14 protein-coding genes are annotated in these 14,701 nt (G+C 70.7%); 8 read left to right on the plus strand and 6 right to left on the minus strand.

Going from position 1 to position 14,701, the window contains the following annotated elements; genetic code table 11:
* The first annotated feature begins 68 nt into the window (after window positions 1-68).
* From ACSHV8_RS03575 to ACSHV8_RS03590, 4 genes are all read left to right on the plus strand, one after another.
* Complete coding sequence (locus ACSHV8_RS03575; protein ID WP_436529311.1) at window positions 69-935, plus strand: carbohydrate ABC transporter permease; 867 nt, start codon at window positions 69-71, stop codon at window positions 933-935.
* Window positions 935-1,843: a carbohydrate ABC transporter permease gene (locus ACSHV8_RS03580; RefSeq protein WP_436529313.1), complete on the plus strand. Its 909-nt coding sequence runs from the start codon at window positions 935-937 to the stop codon at window positions 1,841-1,843. Before ACSHV8_RS03575 ends, ACSHV8_RS03580 begins: the two co-directional genes overlap by 1 nt.
* Window positions 1,844-2,037: 194 nt before the next feature.
* Window positions 2,038-3,213 carry an ABC transporter substrate-binding protein gene (locus ACSHV8_RS03585; protein WP_436529315.1) on the plus strand — a complete coding sequence of 392 codons (1,176 nt, stop codon included), beginning with the start codon at window positions 2,038-2,040 and terminating at the stop codon, window positions 3,211-3,213.
* Window positions 3,210-5,183 carry a beta-galactosidase gene (locus tag ACSHV8_RS03590; protein ID WP_436529317.1) on the plus strand — a complete coding sequence of 658 codons (1,974 nt, stop codon included), beginning with the start codon at window positions 3,210-3,212 and terminating at the stop codon, window positions 5,181-5,183. Before ACSHV8_RS03585 ends, ACSHV8_RS03590 begins: the two co-directional genes overlap by 4 nt.
* Before the next feature lie 75 nt (window positions 5,184-5,258).
* Here ACSHV8_RS03590 and ACSHV8_RS03595 read toward each other — a convergent pair whose 3' ends face one another.
* Window positions 5,259-6,188, minus strand: coding sequence for an AbfB domain-containing protein (locus ACSHV8_RS03595; RefSeq protein ID WP_436529319.1), 930 nt, complete (start codon window positions 6,186-6,188; stop codon window positions 5,259-5,261).
* 183 nt (window positions 6,189-6,371) lie between these two features.
* Between ACSHV8_RS03595 and ACSHV8_RS03600 the strand changes: the two genes are divergently transcribed.
* Both ACSHV8_RS03600 and ACSHV8_RS03605 read left to right on the plus strand, forming a co-directional pair.
* Window positions 6,372-7,457 (plus strand): hypothetical protein, encoded by a 1,086-nt coding sequence (locus ACSHV8_RS03600; RefSeq protein ID WP_436529320.1) that lies wholly within the window; start codon window positions 6,372-6,374, stop codon window positions 7,455-7,457.
* A 20-nt stretch (window positions 7,458-7,477) separates the two neighbouring features.
* Window positions 7,478-8,080: an SAM-dependent methyltransferase gene (locus tag ACSHV8_RS03605; protein ID WP_436529322.1), complete on the plus strand. Its 603-nt coding sequence runs from the start codon at window positions 7,478-7,480 to the stop codon at window positions 8,078-8,080.
* Window positions 8,081-8,083: 3 nt separating this feature from the next.
* On the opposite strand, the gene ACSHV8_RS03610 is transcribed toward ACSHV8_RS03605, so the two are convergent.
* On the minus strand, window positions 8,084-9,001 hold the full coding sequence (locus ACSHV8_RS03610; protein ID WP_436529324.1) for a hypothetical protein: 918 nt from the start codon (window positions 8,999-9,001) through the stop codon (window positions 8,084-8,086).
* Complete coding sequence (locus ACSHV8_RS03615; protein ID WP_436529325.1) at window positions 8,998-9,531, minus strand: SigE family RNA polymerase sigma factor; 534 nt, start codon at window positions 9,529-9,531, stop codon at window positions 8,998-9,000. The genes ACSHV8_RS03610 and ACSHV8_RS03615 overlap by 4 nt, the downstream gene beginning before the upstream one ends.
* Before the next feature lie 85 nt (window positions 9,532-9,616).
* Between ACSHV8_RS03615 and ACSHV8_RS03620 the strand changes: the two genes are divergently transcribed.
* Complete coding sequence (locus ACSHV8_RS03620; protein WP_436529327.1) at window positions 9,617-10,156, plus strand: GNAT family N-acetyltransferase; 540 nt, start codon at window positions 9,617-9,619, stop codon at window positions 10,154-10,156.
* A 75-nt stretch (window positions 10,157-10,231) separates the two neighbouring features.
* Window positions 10,232-10,678 carry a hypothetical protein gene (locus ACSHV8_RS03625; protein ID WP_436529329.1) on the plus strand — a complete coding sequence of 149 codons (447 nt, stop codon included), beginning with the start codon at window positions 10,232-10,234 and terminating at the stop codon, window positions 10,676-10,678.
* Here ACSHV8_RS03625 and ACSHV8_RS03630 read toward each other — a convergent pair.
* From ACSHV8_RS03630 to ACSHV8_RS03640, 3 genes are read right to left on the minus strand one after another with little or no spacing between them, the layout of a single operon-like run.
* Window positions 10,675-11,964 (minus strand): hypothetical protein, encoded by a 1,290-nt coding sequence (locus tag ACSHV8_RS03630; RefSeq protein WP_436529331.1) that lies wholly within the window; start codon window positions 11,962-11,964, stop codon window positions 10,675-10,677. The two genes, ACSHV8_RS03625 and ACSHV8_RS03630, sit on opposite strands and share 4 nt — an antisense overlap.
* A gap of 40 nt (window positions 11,965-12,004) precedes the next feature.
* A complete protein-coding gene (locus tag ACSHV8_RS03635; RefSeq protein ID WP_436529333.1) occupies window positions 12,005-13,420 on the minus strand; it encodes a diguanylate cyclase domain-containing protein in 1,416 nt (471 codons plus the stop codon).
* A gap of 40 nt (window positions 13,421-13,460) precedes the next feature.
* On the minus strand, window positions 13,461-14,657 hold the full coding sequence (locus ACSHV8_RS03640; RefSeq protein ID WP_436529335.1) for a YncE family protein: 1,197 nt from the start codon (window positions 14,655-14,657) through the stop codon (window positions 13,461-13,463).
* Window positions 14,658-14,701 lie beyond the last annotated feature (44 nt).

The following is a 14,701-nucleotide window of genomic DNA, read 5'->3' on the forward strand; positions in this document are numbered from 1 at the left end:
ACATTTCCAACCGCGGTCAAACATGTTTACGTAAACATCGACATCAACAACGAACGTAAGGAGGCACGTTGACACGGCGGTCCTGGATCGGATGGCAGTTCGTTGCCCCGTTCCTTGCGGTGTTCGCGCTGGTCTTCCTCGCGCCGATCGCCTACTCGCTCTACCTGAGCCTCTACCGCACCAAGCTGATCGGCGGCACGAGCTTCGTCGGCCTGGACAACTACTCCAAGGCGATCGAGGATCCGCAGTTCTGGTCGGCGGTCGGCCGGGTGAGCCTCTTCCTGGTCGTGCAGGTGCCGATCATGCTGTTCCTGGCGCTGCTGGTGGCGCTCGCGATCGACAGCGGACGGCTCTACGGCTCGTCCTTCTTCCGAGTCTCGATCTTCCTGCCCTATGCGGTGCCGGCCGTGGTGGCCACCCTGATGTGGGGCTTCATGTACGGCAACCAGTTCGGGCTGATCCGCTACTTCAACGACTGGTTCGGGCTCTCGCTGCCCGACCCGCTCGCCCCGAACCTGGTCCTGGCCGCCATCGGCAACATCAACACCTGGGAATTCGTCGGCTACAACATGATCATCCTGTACGCGGCGCTGCGGGTCGTCGACCCCTCGCTCTACGAGGCGGCGGCGATCGACGGAGCCGGCCAGCTCCGGATCATCCGGGCGATCAAGCTGCCCGCCCTGCGCGGCCCGCTGCTGATCACCACGATGTTCTCGATCATCGGCAGCTTCCAGCTCTTCACCGAGCCGGTGGTGCTGCGGACGATCGCCCCCAACGCGATCCTCACCTACTTCACGCCGAACTACTACGCCTGGCAGCTGTCGGTCGGCGGCCAGCAGTTCAACTACTCCGCCACTGTCGCGGTCGTGATGGGGCTGCTCACCATGCTCGTGGCCTACCTGGTGCAGGCCCGTGCCGTACGAAAGGCGGGGTGATGGTCTCCGCACCCACGATCCGCCCGCAGGCGCGCCGCAAGGCGCAACCGGCCGCGGCCTCGCGGAAGTCGACCAAGAGCTGGTCGCTCACCGCGATCACCACCGTCATGCTGATCTACACGTTGCTGCCGCTGGCCTGGCTGGTGATCAGTGCGACCAAGACCCAGGACAGTCTGCTCGGCACGTTCGGGCTGTGGTTCGGGGGCGACTTCGCGCTGTTCGACAACATCGGCAAGGTCTTCACCTACCAGGACGGCATCTACCTGCGCTGGCTCGGCAACACGGTCTTCTACGTGGTGGTCGGGGCCGGCGGCGCCACCCTGCTCTCCACCCTGGCCGGGTACGGCCTGGCCAAGTTCGCCTTCCCCGGTCGCCGGGCCGTCTTCGCCGTGATCCTCGGCGCGGTCGCGGTTCCGCCGACCGCCCTCGCCGTGCCGACGTTCCTGCTGTTCGCGAAGGCCGGCATCACCGACACGGTGTGGGCGGTGATCATCCCGTCCCTGATGGTCCCGTTCAGCCTCTACCTGATGTGGGTGTTCGCCCGGGACGCGGTGCCGGACGAGATCCTCGAATCGGCCCGGGTCGACGGCGCCGGCGAGTTCCGCATCTTCTTCAAGCTGGCCGTCCCGCTGCTCTCGCCCGGCCTGGTCACCGCGTTGCTGTTCAACATCGTGGTGACCTGGAACAACCTCTTCCTTCCGCTGATCATGCTGAAGGACCGCAACCTCTACCCGATCACGCTGGGTATCTACAGCTGGAACCAGCAGGCGCAAACGGTCGGCGGCGACGTCGTCTTCAACCTGGTCATCACCGGGTCCCTGCTGGCCATCGTCCCGCTCATCGCCGCCTTCCTGCTGCTCCAGCGTTACTGGCAGTCGGGCCTCGCGGTGGGCAGCGTCAAACAGTGAATCCCCTCGGAGAAAAAGGAAAGCGCATGGAAATCTCCCGCCGGCGCCTGCTTCTCGGCGCCGCCTCGTCCTTGGCCCTTCTCGCCGCCGGTTGTAGCTCCTCCGACGACAGCGGCGACGACACGAAGGCGGCCTCCACCACGGTCTCCGACGCCGACGTCGAATCGGCGCTGCAGGCCGGAGGCAGCATCACGGTGTGGGCCTGGGAGCCCACGCTGACCAAGGTGGTCGCCGACTTCCAGGTCAAGTACCCGAAGGTCAAGGTCAACCTGATCAAGAACGGCAGCGGCAACGACCAGTACACCGCGCTGCAGAACGCCATCAAGGCCGGCACCGGCGTGCCCGACCTGGCGCAGATCGAGTACTTCGCGCTGCCGCAGTTCGCGCTCTCCAAGGCGGTCACCGACCTGAACACGTTCGGCGCCAAGTCGCTGGACGGCACGTTCACCCCCGGCCCGTGGAGCTCGGTGCACTCGGGCGACAAGATCTACGGCCTGCCGATGGACTCCGGCCCGATGGCGCTGTTCTACAACAAAGAGGTCTTCGACAAGTACGGCATCCAGGTGCCGACCACGTGGGAGGAGTACGCCGCCGCGGCCGAGAAGCTGCACACGGCCAACCCGAAGTCGTGGATCACCAGTGACAGCGGCGACGCCGGCTTCACCACCAGCATGATCTGGCAGGCGGGCGGGCGGCCGTACAAGGTCGACGGGACGAACGTCGGGGTCAACTTCGCCGACGCCGGCACCCAGAAGTTCACCGGCCTCTGGCAGGGCCTGATCGACAAGAAGCTGCTCGCGCCGATCGCCGGCTGGAGCGACGCCTGGTACAAGGGTCTCGGCGACGGCACCATCGCCAGCCTGGTCATCGGCGCCTGGATGCCGCCGAACCTGGAGTCCGGCGTCAAGGCCGCCTCCGGCAAGTGGCGGGTCGCGCCGATGCCGCAGTGGGCGTCCGGCGAGAAGGTCACCTCGGAGAACGGCGGCAGTTCCCTCGCGGTCACCGAGGCCAGCCAGAACAAGACCATCGCGTACGGCTTCATGAAGTACGCCACGGTCACCGACGGCGCGCAGAGCCGCACCGACCAGGGCGCCTTCCCGGCGACCACCGCGCAGCTCAACGCCGACGCCTTCAAGAGCAAGGAGTTCCCGTACCTGGGCGGTCAGAAGGCCAACGAGGTCCTGGCCGAGGCCGCCGCCGAGGTGGCCACCGGCTGGTCCTACCTGCCGTTCCAGGTCTACGCGAACAACGTCTTCAACGACTCCGTCGGTAAGGCCTACACCGGCGGCAGCACACTCCAGGACGGCTTGAAGGCCTGGGGAGACGCCTCCGTCAAGTACGGCCAGGAACAGGGCTTCACGATTTCATGACAACGGACAACACGCCCCGGCGCTGGCTGCGCCGCGCCGGGGCGCCCCGCCTGGAGTACGGTGCCGACTACAACCCGGAGCAGTGGCCGCGCGAGGTCTGGGCCGAGGACGTCCGCGCGATGCGCGAGGCCGGAGTCACCATCGTCTCGCTGGCGATCTTCTCCTGGGCCAGGATCCAACCCCGGCCCGAGGTGTACGACTTCGCCTGGCTGGACGAGGTCATCGACCTGCTGCACGCCGGTGGCATCGCGGTCGACCTGGCCACCGCCACCGCGTCCCCGCCGCCGTGGCTGACCGCCCGGCACCCGGAGATCCTGCCGGTCGACAAGTTCGGCAACACGGTCTGGCCGGGCGGCCGTCAGCACTGGCGGCCGACCTCACCGGTCTTCCGGGCGCACGCGCTGCGCCTGGTCCGGGCCCTGGCCACCCGGTACGGCAAGCACCCGGCCGTGGTCGCCTGGCACGTCAACAACGAGCTGGGCTGCCACAACGTCTACGACTACTCGGACGACGCCGCGACCGCGTTCCGCACCTGGCTGCGCGACCGCTACGTCACGCTGGACGGGCTGAACGAGGCCTGGGGCACCGACTTCTGGTCGCAGCGCTACTCCGACTGGGACCAGATCATCCCGCCCCGGCAGGCCGCCACCCACCCCAACCCGACCCAGAACCTGGACTTCAAGCGGTTCTCCTCGGACGCGCTCAAGGACCACCTGCGGGCCGAGCGGGACCTGCTGCGCGAGCTCAGCCCGGACGTGCCGGTCACCACCAACTTCATGGTGATGGGCCTGATGAACACCATGAACTACGCGGACTGGGCCGCCGAGGTGGACTTCGTCTCCAACGACCACTACGTGCTGCCCGGCCCGCAGTCCCGCGACGAGCTGTCCTTCTCGGCCAACCTGACCGGTGGGCTGGCCGGCGGCAAGCCGTGGTTCCTGATGGAGCACTCCACCAGCGCGGTCAACTGGCAGCCCATCAACGTGGCCAAGAAGCCCGGTGAGCTGCACCGGGACTCGCTCACGCACGTGGCCCACGGCGCCGACGCGGTCTGCTTCTTCCAGTGGCGGCAGTCCCGGGCCGGTGCCGAGAAGTACCACTCGGCGATGCTGCCGCACGCGGGGGAGGACACCGCGCTGTTCCGCTCGGTCGCCGAGCTGGGCGGGCGGCTCCGCGACCTGGCCGATCTGGCCGGCCGCGACCGGGTGCCGGCCGACGTGGCGATCCTGTTCGACTGGGAGTCGTGGTGGGTGTCCGAGCACGACTCGCACCCGACCGATCGGCTGCGTTACCGGCAGGAGGCGCTCGACTGGTACACCGCGCTGCTCGACCTCGGCATCCGGGCCGACGTCGTGCCGGTCGGGGCGGCCTGGGAGAGCTATCGGATGGTGATCGCGCCGGTCCTGCACGTGGTGCCGGGCGAGCTGGCCGAGCGGGTCCGGTCCTACGCGGCGACGGGACATCTGGTCACCACGTACTTCTCCGGAATCGTGGATCACAACGATCAGATCTGGCTGGGCGGTTACCCGGGCGCGTTCCGCGACGTGCTGGGCATCCGGATCGAGGAGTTCGCCCCGCTGCTCGACGGGGAGGACGTCGAGCTGGACAACGGGCTGACCGGCACGCTGTGGACCGATCGGATCGAGGTGACCGACCCGCAGGTCGAGATCATCGCCCGGTACAAGACCGGTGACCAGGCCGAACGTGCGGCGATCACCCGGCGCGCGGTGGGCGCCGGATCCGCGGCGTACGTCTCCACCCGGCTCGGCCCGGACGGCCTGACCACGGTGCTGCCCGCACTGCTGGACGCCGCGGGGGTGACCAGTGAGCTGCCGTCCCCGCTGCGCGGGCGGGTGGAGCTGGCCCGGCGCGGTGACCACCGGTTCCTGATCAACCGCACGTCCGAGCCGGTCGACCTCGGCCCGGACGGGATTCTCGAACCCCGCGGCGTGGTGATCCTGCGCTCCTGAACGGGACGGGACAGGCGCTGGGTGCTGCTTCGGGGGCCTTGAAGCAGCACCCAGCGCGGTCTTGTCGCGGTCAGCTCAGGCGACACCCGGCACGAGCGCGAGCGCCCGGTCCGCGGTGGTCTCGCTCAGATACAACCGGCCGTCGGATTCGGTGACGAACCGTTTCGGATAATTGGTGGAACGCAACACGAGTGCGGCCCCCGAGCGAATCGTGACCGGACAGAAAGTGGCGTCCTGCGCGTACAGATCCGACGGATCCTGCCGGTTCAGCTTTATTACGAAGTTCTGGTGCCGTAAGAAATAGCCGGGATAGTTTACAGATTCGAACGACACGCATCCGGAATTCCCTAGCCCGGTACGCACGGTGAACACCGAGTCGGCTCGGTCGGCGGCGTTGCTGGAGGCCCCGATGGCGTCTATCCGCCCGAGAAAATTGCGGTGCCGGACCCGGTGGTCGGGGTGGTCGGCCAGGGGCAGAGTGACCTGTGTGCCGACACGCAGGGTGACGGCCGGTGGCGTTGTGGTGGTCGTCGAGGGGGACGGGGTCGGCTTGGCCGCCGGCTGGTGCCGGACGTGAGTCGTGGTGGGAGCGCTCCCGGTAAATGGTGGGCGTGAACTGGGGGAAAGGGAACCGACACTGGGGATCGGGGCGACCACGACGGTCTGGGCGGGTGGTGGTGCTGGCGGGACACCACCGGCCAGGAAAGTCGGATCGCCCTCTTTCTCGGCGCTGCCGAGAGAAGCGGCGGTCACGCCGGCCACCCCGAGGGTGGCGATCGCGACGGCCACCAGGGCGGCCCGCCGGCGGAACGGCCCGGACCTGCGATTCCAGCCCGGGAAGCCGGGGATCGGCGCGGGTGGGAAGGAGGCGGGCGGGGTGGACCGGACCGGCGCTTTGCGGGAGTTCGCATCGGGGGAATACGGCGGCAACCAGCCGCCGACCCGCAACCCCTCTGGGGAGTCGTCTTCCGGCATGTAATTCGCTTCCTGCAGAACCTGACGCAAACGAACTTAATGAAGCGATAAGGATCTTTGTCGGACGGGTGCCGGATATCAAGGGTTTCACTGCAAACCGCGTACAAATCTTTTCTCCCGCCGGCCGAACCGAACCAGCGATCGTTGCGTATACCTCAGCGGACCACCCGGCGTGGACATGGGGTGCCGGCTGGCCGCAGCGAGGAGACGTGCGTGGAAAGTCCAGTTCCGAAGACCGGCGACCCGTCGGCCACTCCACCGGGGTGGTGGCCCCGGATCTCCGACTACTGGCCCGAGGCCCCGCACCGGTTCGGGCCGCCCGCCGACCACTACGAGCTGCCCGGGGTGGACGCCACCCGCACCGGACCGGCCCTGCACACCGGGCCCCCGGCCGAACCGGCGCCCGACGGGGCCGACCCGGCCGGTACCCGATGGATCGGGGACCCGGACCGCCGTACGGGAATGGATTGGAAGCCTGTCGTCCTGTTGGCGGCAGTCGCTGTCCTGGCCGGTGGCGCCGTCTTCGCCGCGGTCTCCTACGCCCGTTCCGACCGGGGGAGCCCGGCCGCCCTGCCCGCACCCCCGATCTCGGTCCCGACCGCCGTGCAGACCCCACCGGCCACCCCACCGGTCTTCGTCGGCACCTCCCCGCCGGCCGCCCCCTCCTCGGCCCCGCCCACCACCACGGCCGCCGCCCCACCGGCCCCGCCCACCACCGCGCCGGCGATCCCGGACACGGCCACCCTGGAGCTCGTCAACGGCGTCAGCCAGCTGCGGGTCACGATCGGCGACGTCGGCAGCGGCTTCTTCAAGGTCGGCGTCGCCGACGACAGCACGATCACCGCCAAGGCCGCGTTCACCGACGGAACGCTCAAGGTGAGCGTCGCCCCGAACGGGAAGAAGAACGGCTCGGCCCGGGTCGACGTGCTGCTCAGCGACGACGTCAAGTGGTCGTTCCGGATGCGCGGCGGCGTCAGCGAGGCCGGTCTCGACTTCACCGGCGGCCGGATCGGCGCGATCGAGCTGATCGGCGGCGCCGCAACCGTCGACATGTCCGTTCCCGATCAGATGGAGACCATCCCGATCACCGAACGCGGCGGCATCGGCACCTGGCGGATCGTCACCGACGGGAAGGAGAAGGTCCGCGCGTTCTTCCGCAAGGGCGCCGGCACGGTCACCCTCTACGGCGACACCGACAAGACCGTCGACAAGGGCGACACCCTGCGCAACGGCGACGACGCCGACATCAAGATCGACTCCGAGGGCGGGGTCGGTGCCCTGACCGTCCAGTCCGGCTGAGCGCGGGGGACAATCGGCGGGTGACACGTACCCAGGGTGACGCCCAGCCGCCGGAGGCGTCCTTCTCGCTCGACCATTTCATCGGCCTCTACGAGGCCAAGGACGACCCCTGGGACAACGAGACCAAGTGGAGCGACCAGCGTAAATACGCGGTCGCCATGGCCAGTCTGCCCCGGGAACGCTACCGCCGCGCCTACGAGCCGGGCTGCGCCGTGGGCGTGCTCAGCGTGATGCTGGCGGCCCGCTGCGACTCGCTGCTGGCCGTCGACTGCGTCGACGAAGCGGTGGTCCAGGCCCGCTCGGCGGTCGCGGAGCTTCCTGACGTACGGGTCGAACGCGCGCTGCTGCCCGTCGAACTCCCCGACGGCACGTTCGACCTGATCGTCATCGGCGACCTGCTGTACTACCTGTCCGCCGCCGACCTGGACCTCATGCTCGACGGTGTCCTCACCCGCCTGGAGCCGGGCGGCGACCTGCTCGTCACCCACTTCCGCGACCGGGAGAACCCGGGCGGCTACGACGGTTTCAACGTGCACGCCGAGGTCGCCGCCCGGTCCGGTCTCGACCGTCTCATCCACCACGAGGACGAGTGGTTCGTCCTCGACGTGTTCCGCAAGCGGTGACCGTCACTCGGTCGGCAGGCCGTTGTCCTTCAGGATCAGGTCGTACAACTGCTTGACGAGCCCGGCCGGGACCCGCACGCGCCCGCCGTGGTTGGAGACCGCCTGCGGGCAGGTCGCGTTCCCGAGCACCACGATGACGTCGTCGTCCAGCACGAACCCTTCCGAGCCGGGCTTGCGCAGCGTGCACTCCTGCCCGGCCGGCACCTGCTCGTGCAGCCCGGTGAGGGCCGTGCGGACCTGGGCGATCGTCGCGGCCTTGGTCGCGGTCGGAATGCCCGGCCCGTCCACGGTGACAGTGGTGATCTTCGCGGGCAGTGCCAAGGGCCCGGCGGGCGGCCCGGCCGGCCAGGTGACCCGCGCGAGCAGCCGCTCGCGGTTCTTCTCGTCACCGGAGACGGTCACCACCGGCTTCGTCTCCTGGCCGTCGAAGGCCCGGTAGTTCCAGATCCCCGGCAGCGACTCGTCGCCCTGGATGACGTTGTCGTCCTTGACCGTCAGCAGGCTCGGGGAGATCGCCCCGCCGAACGTCTCCGGCGCGATCCCGATCCAGTCCGAGCTCCTGGGCGTGCACGGGTCCGGCACGATCTGCTTCCCGGCCAGGTAGACGGTGTTCGGCTCGGCCGTGCACGGATCGAAGGTCGCGACCTGGACCGACTTCCAGCCCTCGGGCACCGCGACCCGCAGCCCGTCGAAGGTGACCGCCGCCGGTGATGCCGGGGCCGGCGGCGCCGCGCCCGGCCGCGACAGCGCGAACGGCACCGCCGTGGCCACGACCAGGGTCGCGAGTGCGGCCCCCCAGGCACGGCGGCGCTGCACGCTGCGCCGCCCGAGCCGGACCATCCGGGAGACCGGGTCCGGCCGGGCCGGCGTGACCGTGACGGCCGCGCGATCGAGCAGTTCACGGACCTCGTTCGGGTTCACGGCGTCTCCTTCCGGGCCGGGCCGGCCTCGGTGAACAGGCCACCGGCGCGCAACGCGGCCAGCGCCCGATGTGTACGACTCTTGACCGTCCCCACCGCGATGCCCAGGATCTGCGCCGCCTCGGCCTCCGAGGCGTCCGCCCAGAACCGCAGCACCAGGACCACCCGTTGATCCACCGGCAGTTGCCGCAGCACGGCGAAGACCTGCACGCTCAGCTCGGACCCGTCGGCGAAATCCGGCGGCCCGGCCGTGTCCGGCAGGTCCGCGGTCGGCACCTCACCCCGCCAGCGCCGGCGCCGGGCCCGCATCGCGGCATTGATCATCACCCGGCGTACGTAGGCCTCGGGCTGCCCGTCCGGCCGGCTCAGCCGATGCCACGACCGGTAGGCCGCGATCAGGCCTTCCTGCGCGAGATCCTCGCCGAGCAGGCCGTCCCCGGCCAGCAGCGCGCCGAAACGCACGATCCCGAGGTAACGATCGGCCACGAACTCCTCGTAGCCGGCAAGCTCACCCCGTCGTATCAACCCCATGCCCCATCAAGGTTCCTGGACCCCGCGTTCGGTTCCCTCGTTTCATTCATCGGTACGAATTCTGACCTTCGCGTACGGTGGCGGGGTGGTGACATGGTCCTTCCGGCGCGTGGTGGCCGCCGACTTCGGCCTGCTCGCCCGCTGGTTGTCGCAGCCGCACGTCGCCCGCTGGTGGAACCACGAGTGGTCCCCCGAGGCGGTGGACCGCGACTTCGGCCCGTCCGCGCGCGGCGAGGAGCCGAACCAGGACTGGCTGGCGTCACTGTCCGGCCGCCCGGCCGGGCTGCTGCAGCGCTGCTGGTGGACCGACTATCCGGAGTACCTGGCCGAGATGGCCCCGGTCTACCCGGTCCCGGCGGGCGCGGTCAGCCTCGACTACCTCCTGGGCGAACCGGGCGACGTCGGCCGCGGCCTGGGCCCGTCCATGATCGCGGCGTTCACCGCCCGCACCTGGACCGACCTGCCCGGCGCGACGTGCGTCGTGGTCCCGGTCGTCGCGGCCAACCGGGCGTCGTGGCGCGCACTGGAGAAGGCCGGTTTCGTCCCGGTCGCCGAGGGCGATCTGGAACCCGACAACCCCCGCGACGATCCCCGCCACCGGGTGTTACGGCTGGACCGCCCGTGACCGCCGGGGCCATTGATCGACATCCCGGCCGGACGGCCGAGCGCGGCCACAGGGATTTGTCTCTACCGTGCCCCCATGCGGCCTGTGCAGATCCTTACGATGACGATCGCCCTGATGTCCGTTTCCGCCTGCGGCCCGGCCGATCCCGATCCCGCCGCGGCACCGGCGTCACCGGCGGCCGTCGCAACGCCCGCGGCCACGGCTGAAGCGGCCACGTCGGAACCGGCCGCGTCCGAGGTGGCCACGCCCGAGGCCGGCCAGGCCTGCAAGCTCGCCGCCGCGGCGCCCCGGGCGGGGGAGGCGATCGACGTCGACGAGCCGGCGATCAAGGCCATCATCGACAAGGCCGGGAAGTCCGGCGTGGCCGGCATCGAGCAGGCCGGCACGCAGGTGCGGGCCCGCTACGACGCCTGGCTCACCGCGACGATCGGCGACGAGTCGGCGCAGGCCATGGACGAACTGCTGAACGCGGTCGGCCAGGTCGGCCGGGCCTGCACCGCCGCCGGTGTCCCGGCCGCCTAGAAGTGCACCTTGAGCCAGGCGCGGTAGCGTTCGGTCGCCGTCCGGTTCCGGGGCGGGCGCAGGTTGGCGAGGATCTCGCGGTCGGTCGCCGGGCGGGCGGCCAGCACCGTACGGTGCAGGAGCTGCCGGTCCACGGCCTCGCCACCGGTGACCATGACCTGCCCCTGGGCGACCGGCCGCAGATAGGTCTGCGGCTGATCACCGTCGGCCGGGCGGTAGATGCTGCCGTCCGTCTCGGTCTCGCACCTGGCGGCCCCGCAGAAGTCCTGGACGGTCCCGTACAGACCGGCCATCAGCTGGATCCGGTACGCGTCCGGGCCCCCGTTGGGACCGATCGGAAGGTACTGCATCCCCCGGCCGCCCTCGATCGGCTTGCCGTGGAACCCGGCCAGGTCGGCGCTGAAGACGGGCTGGCCGACGGAGTCGACCTGGCCGGTCCGGTGCAGGGTCTTGGCGCCGCCGCGCAGCACGTCACGCTCGGCCCCGGCCGTCCCCATGATCACCACGTGATCGTGGCCGAGGTCCACCTCGTAGCCGAGCTCGGAGTAGCCCTGGAAGAACGTCAGACCGCCCGGCTCGGCCGAGCAGGTGAAGTTGGCCAGCGTCACGGTCTTGGTCGGCCGGCACGGCGTCGCCTCGTCATCGCCCGGCCCGTGCCCCTCGACGTTGATGAACACGTACGGCTTGATCGCGGACGCCTCGGCGGGCAGGTAGGAGTCCTGACCGGGGGCGCTGTCGACGCTCCGCCCGTACCCGGGAATGTCGACCAGGTAGTAGGTGGTCCGCCTCAGGTTCGCGGCCTGCAGCCGCTCCTCGACCTCGTCCGGGCCGCTGGCCCGCAGCAGCGCCGACCCGGCGACGACGAGCGCCAGCAGCACCCCGGCGGTGACTGCGCGGGGCCGCCAGCCGCGCAGCAGCAGCCCGGCCACCAGCGCGAACGGCAATCCGGCGAGCAGGGTCAGGGACGGCCGCGAGTCCAGCGAGTCGACCACCGACCACCCGACCCGCAGCAGCACCGCGCCGCCGCCCAGCACCAGCAGTGTCCACCCCCAGCGGCCGGTGCCGGTCTCGCCGAGCGGCATGGCGCTCTTGGTGGCGCCCGCGATCACCCGGAACAGGACGGCCACGACGACGAGCGCGGCGACCATCACCAGTGCGATCGCCACGCCCGGGGCCTGCGCGAACGCGGCCGCGATGACCAGGACGACCGCACCGTACGGGACGATCGAGCCGACGAGCCACACGAGCAGCAACTGGGACACGGCCTGGACACGGGGTGAACTCACGGCGGAAGTGTGCCCGAACCGGGCAACCCGCGCGACCCGGTCAGGCGGCCAGGACCAGGGTCAGGGCGCCGACCCGCTTGGACTTCTTGGCCTCGTACATGGCCAGGTCGGCCCGGCGGATCACGGTGTCGACGGTGTCGTCCGGGCGGGCCTCGGCGGCGCCGACGCTGACGCCGATGCGGACCTGCTCGCCACCGGCGGTGAACGGTTCGGCGGTCATCGCGGCGATCCGGGTGGTCACCGCCTCGATCGCGTCCGGGCCCTGGCAGATCAGTACGAACTCGTCGCCGCCGAAGCGGCTGACCAGGTCGTTCTCCCGGACGCAGCCGCGTAGCCGGTCGGCCACGGCGATCAGCAGCTCGTCGCCGGCGGCGTGGCCGAGACGGTCGTTGACCGGTTTGAACCCGTCGAGGTCACAGAACAGCACGGCGGGCCCGTCCGGTTGCAGGGCGGCGCTCAGGTGGTCGAGGCAGGCGGCCCGGTTCGGCAGGCCGGTGAGGGAGTCCCGCGTCGCCAGCCGGTGCAGCGCCTGCTCGGCCGCGCGGCGCTGATCGGCCAGGCGGGCGATGCGGACCATGACCAGCGGGACCACGGCGGCCGAGGAGAGCGCGATCAGGGTGCCGTCGACCGGCCGCCCGAGCATGGCCCGGCCGCCGCCGACCAGCGGGGTCAGCGCGAGCATCGCCCCCAGGAACGTCATGCGCCCGCGGCTCAGGTCGTCCTGCGGGGCCTGACCGGGAGCGATCGCCGAGCCGACCGAGGGGTGCACGGCCGCGCAGCCGACGGCCGCGTAGGCCGCCAGGTACACCATGTTCGTCCAGTCGGCGCGCTCCCCGGCGGCGTTCACCGCCAGCACCGACACCACGTCGCCGACCAGGGTCAGGGCGACCCCGCCGGTGAACAGCCACACCGACACCGACCGACCGGCCGACAGCGAGATCCGCAGCATCGCGCCGAGCGCACCGCTGACCACCATGACGCCGACGAACATCGACACCTGGCGGGCCGCGGGCTCCTGGTGGTGGGTCATCACCGGCCACAGCAGCGCGTCCCACAGCACCCCGCCGAACGCGACCGCGGTGATCACCGAGTCGATCACGCCGCCGACGTCCCCGCGACCGCGCAGGCGGACCAGCGCGACCGCGGCGATCAGCAGGAACAGGCCGCCGCCGGAGTAGAAGAGCTCGGCCAGACTGCCGTCGCCGGTGTTCTGTTGGCCGACCGTGGCCAGCCAGATCCAGATGACGTTGCCGGTGTTGTAGAGCGTCATCGCGACCAGCATCAGCCACCACGGCGCGCGGGCGCCGACCGGTGCGCGGCGCAGCGCGTGGACCACGGCGGGCTGCACCGCGCCGAGCGTCACCAGCAGGAACGGCCACTGCCGCAGGTCGTACGGCCACGCCAGGTACGTCGCCACCAGCACGGTGGTGACGAGGGCGTAGCAGCGGAGCAGCACGTGCGCCCTGATCGGCCGGCCGGGCCCGATCCTGACCGCATCAGCCGACCGATCTCAGACCGGTCAGGTCCGGGACCGCCCGCGACCCCAGCGCGCGACCGTCGGCGGCCGAGAACCAGTGCACCGCGCCCGGCGTCCCCGCGTACAGCCGCGCGCCGTCCCGGCTCAGCCCCAGCCCCCGCACCACGCCCGGGACCGGCCGGCTGGCCTCGACCACGTCGGTGTCCCGGTTCAGCACGGTGATCCGATCGCCCGCCCCGGCGTAGATCCGCCGGTCCGGTCCCATCACCAGCGCCGACGACGCCCCGGCCGGGATCGGCGCCGCCACCACCCGGTCCACGGCCAGGGACTCCAGGTTCGCGTAGGCCATCCGCCCGCTCGCGCTGTCCACCACCGCGGCGCCCCACGAGTCGGCCGCGATCGCGTGCCCCTCGGGCGGACCCTCGCCGAACGGGTGCGGCAGGTCCACGCAGTAGGCCCAGCCCTCGGCCAGGTTGAGCACGTGCACGAACGCGTGGGCGTTGCCCGGCCGCCCGGAGAGCAGGTCACGCGTGTGCTGATGTCCGGGCTGATGCGTGTAGAGCGTGAGCAGCAGCCGCCCGTCCGCGCTGGGCACCGCCTGCCGTCCCTCGCCGCGCATCTCCTCCTCGGCCCCGTTCGGCACCGGTGACTTGTCCCGGGTGAACAGCGGCTGCAGCGTTCCGTCGGCCAGGTCGAGCCGTCGCACGCGATAGTGGTCGGGCGCGGCCGCCGGCAGCCAGTCCAGGACGAACAGTCCGGTCGCGTCCAGGGTGAACGCGTCCGGCTCGATCGCGCCCGGGAGGTCGTACACCCGCGGGTTCTTGTCGATGACGACGAGCAGTTCGGTGCGGGCGCGACCGGACGGGATCACCGACGGCGGGGTGCGGGTCAGGGCGCCGGCGCGCCCGTCCGGTGAGATCACCCGGGGCAGCCATCCGGCGGGCAGGCGGGTGGTCCCGGTCGCCACGCCGGTCCCGGTCGCGATCTGCGTCAAACTTCCCTCCCGTACGGTCATGATCCGCGCGTTGTCGCTGCTCAGCACCGCCTCTGTCCCGTACGCCAGCTCGCCCTGCGGCGTCAGCCGCACCAACCCCCGGCCGGTCCCGGCCAGCAGCAGATCGGGCGCGGCCGTCGATTCCGGGGTCTCGCGGCAACCGGCCAGCGCGAGCCCGGACGCCGCTGCGGCGAGGGTGAGGAAGTTCCGGCGAGTCGTCATGCCCCGATGACACCGCTCGATGCGGAACCGGTTCCCGATCGGTG

It is taken from the genome of Actinoplanes sp. HUAS TT8 (genome assembly GCF_051380535.1).
Classification (GTDB): Bacteria; Actinomycetota; Actinomycetes; order Mycobacteriales; family Micromonosporaceae; genus Actinoplanes.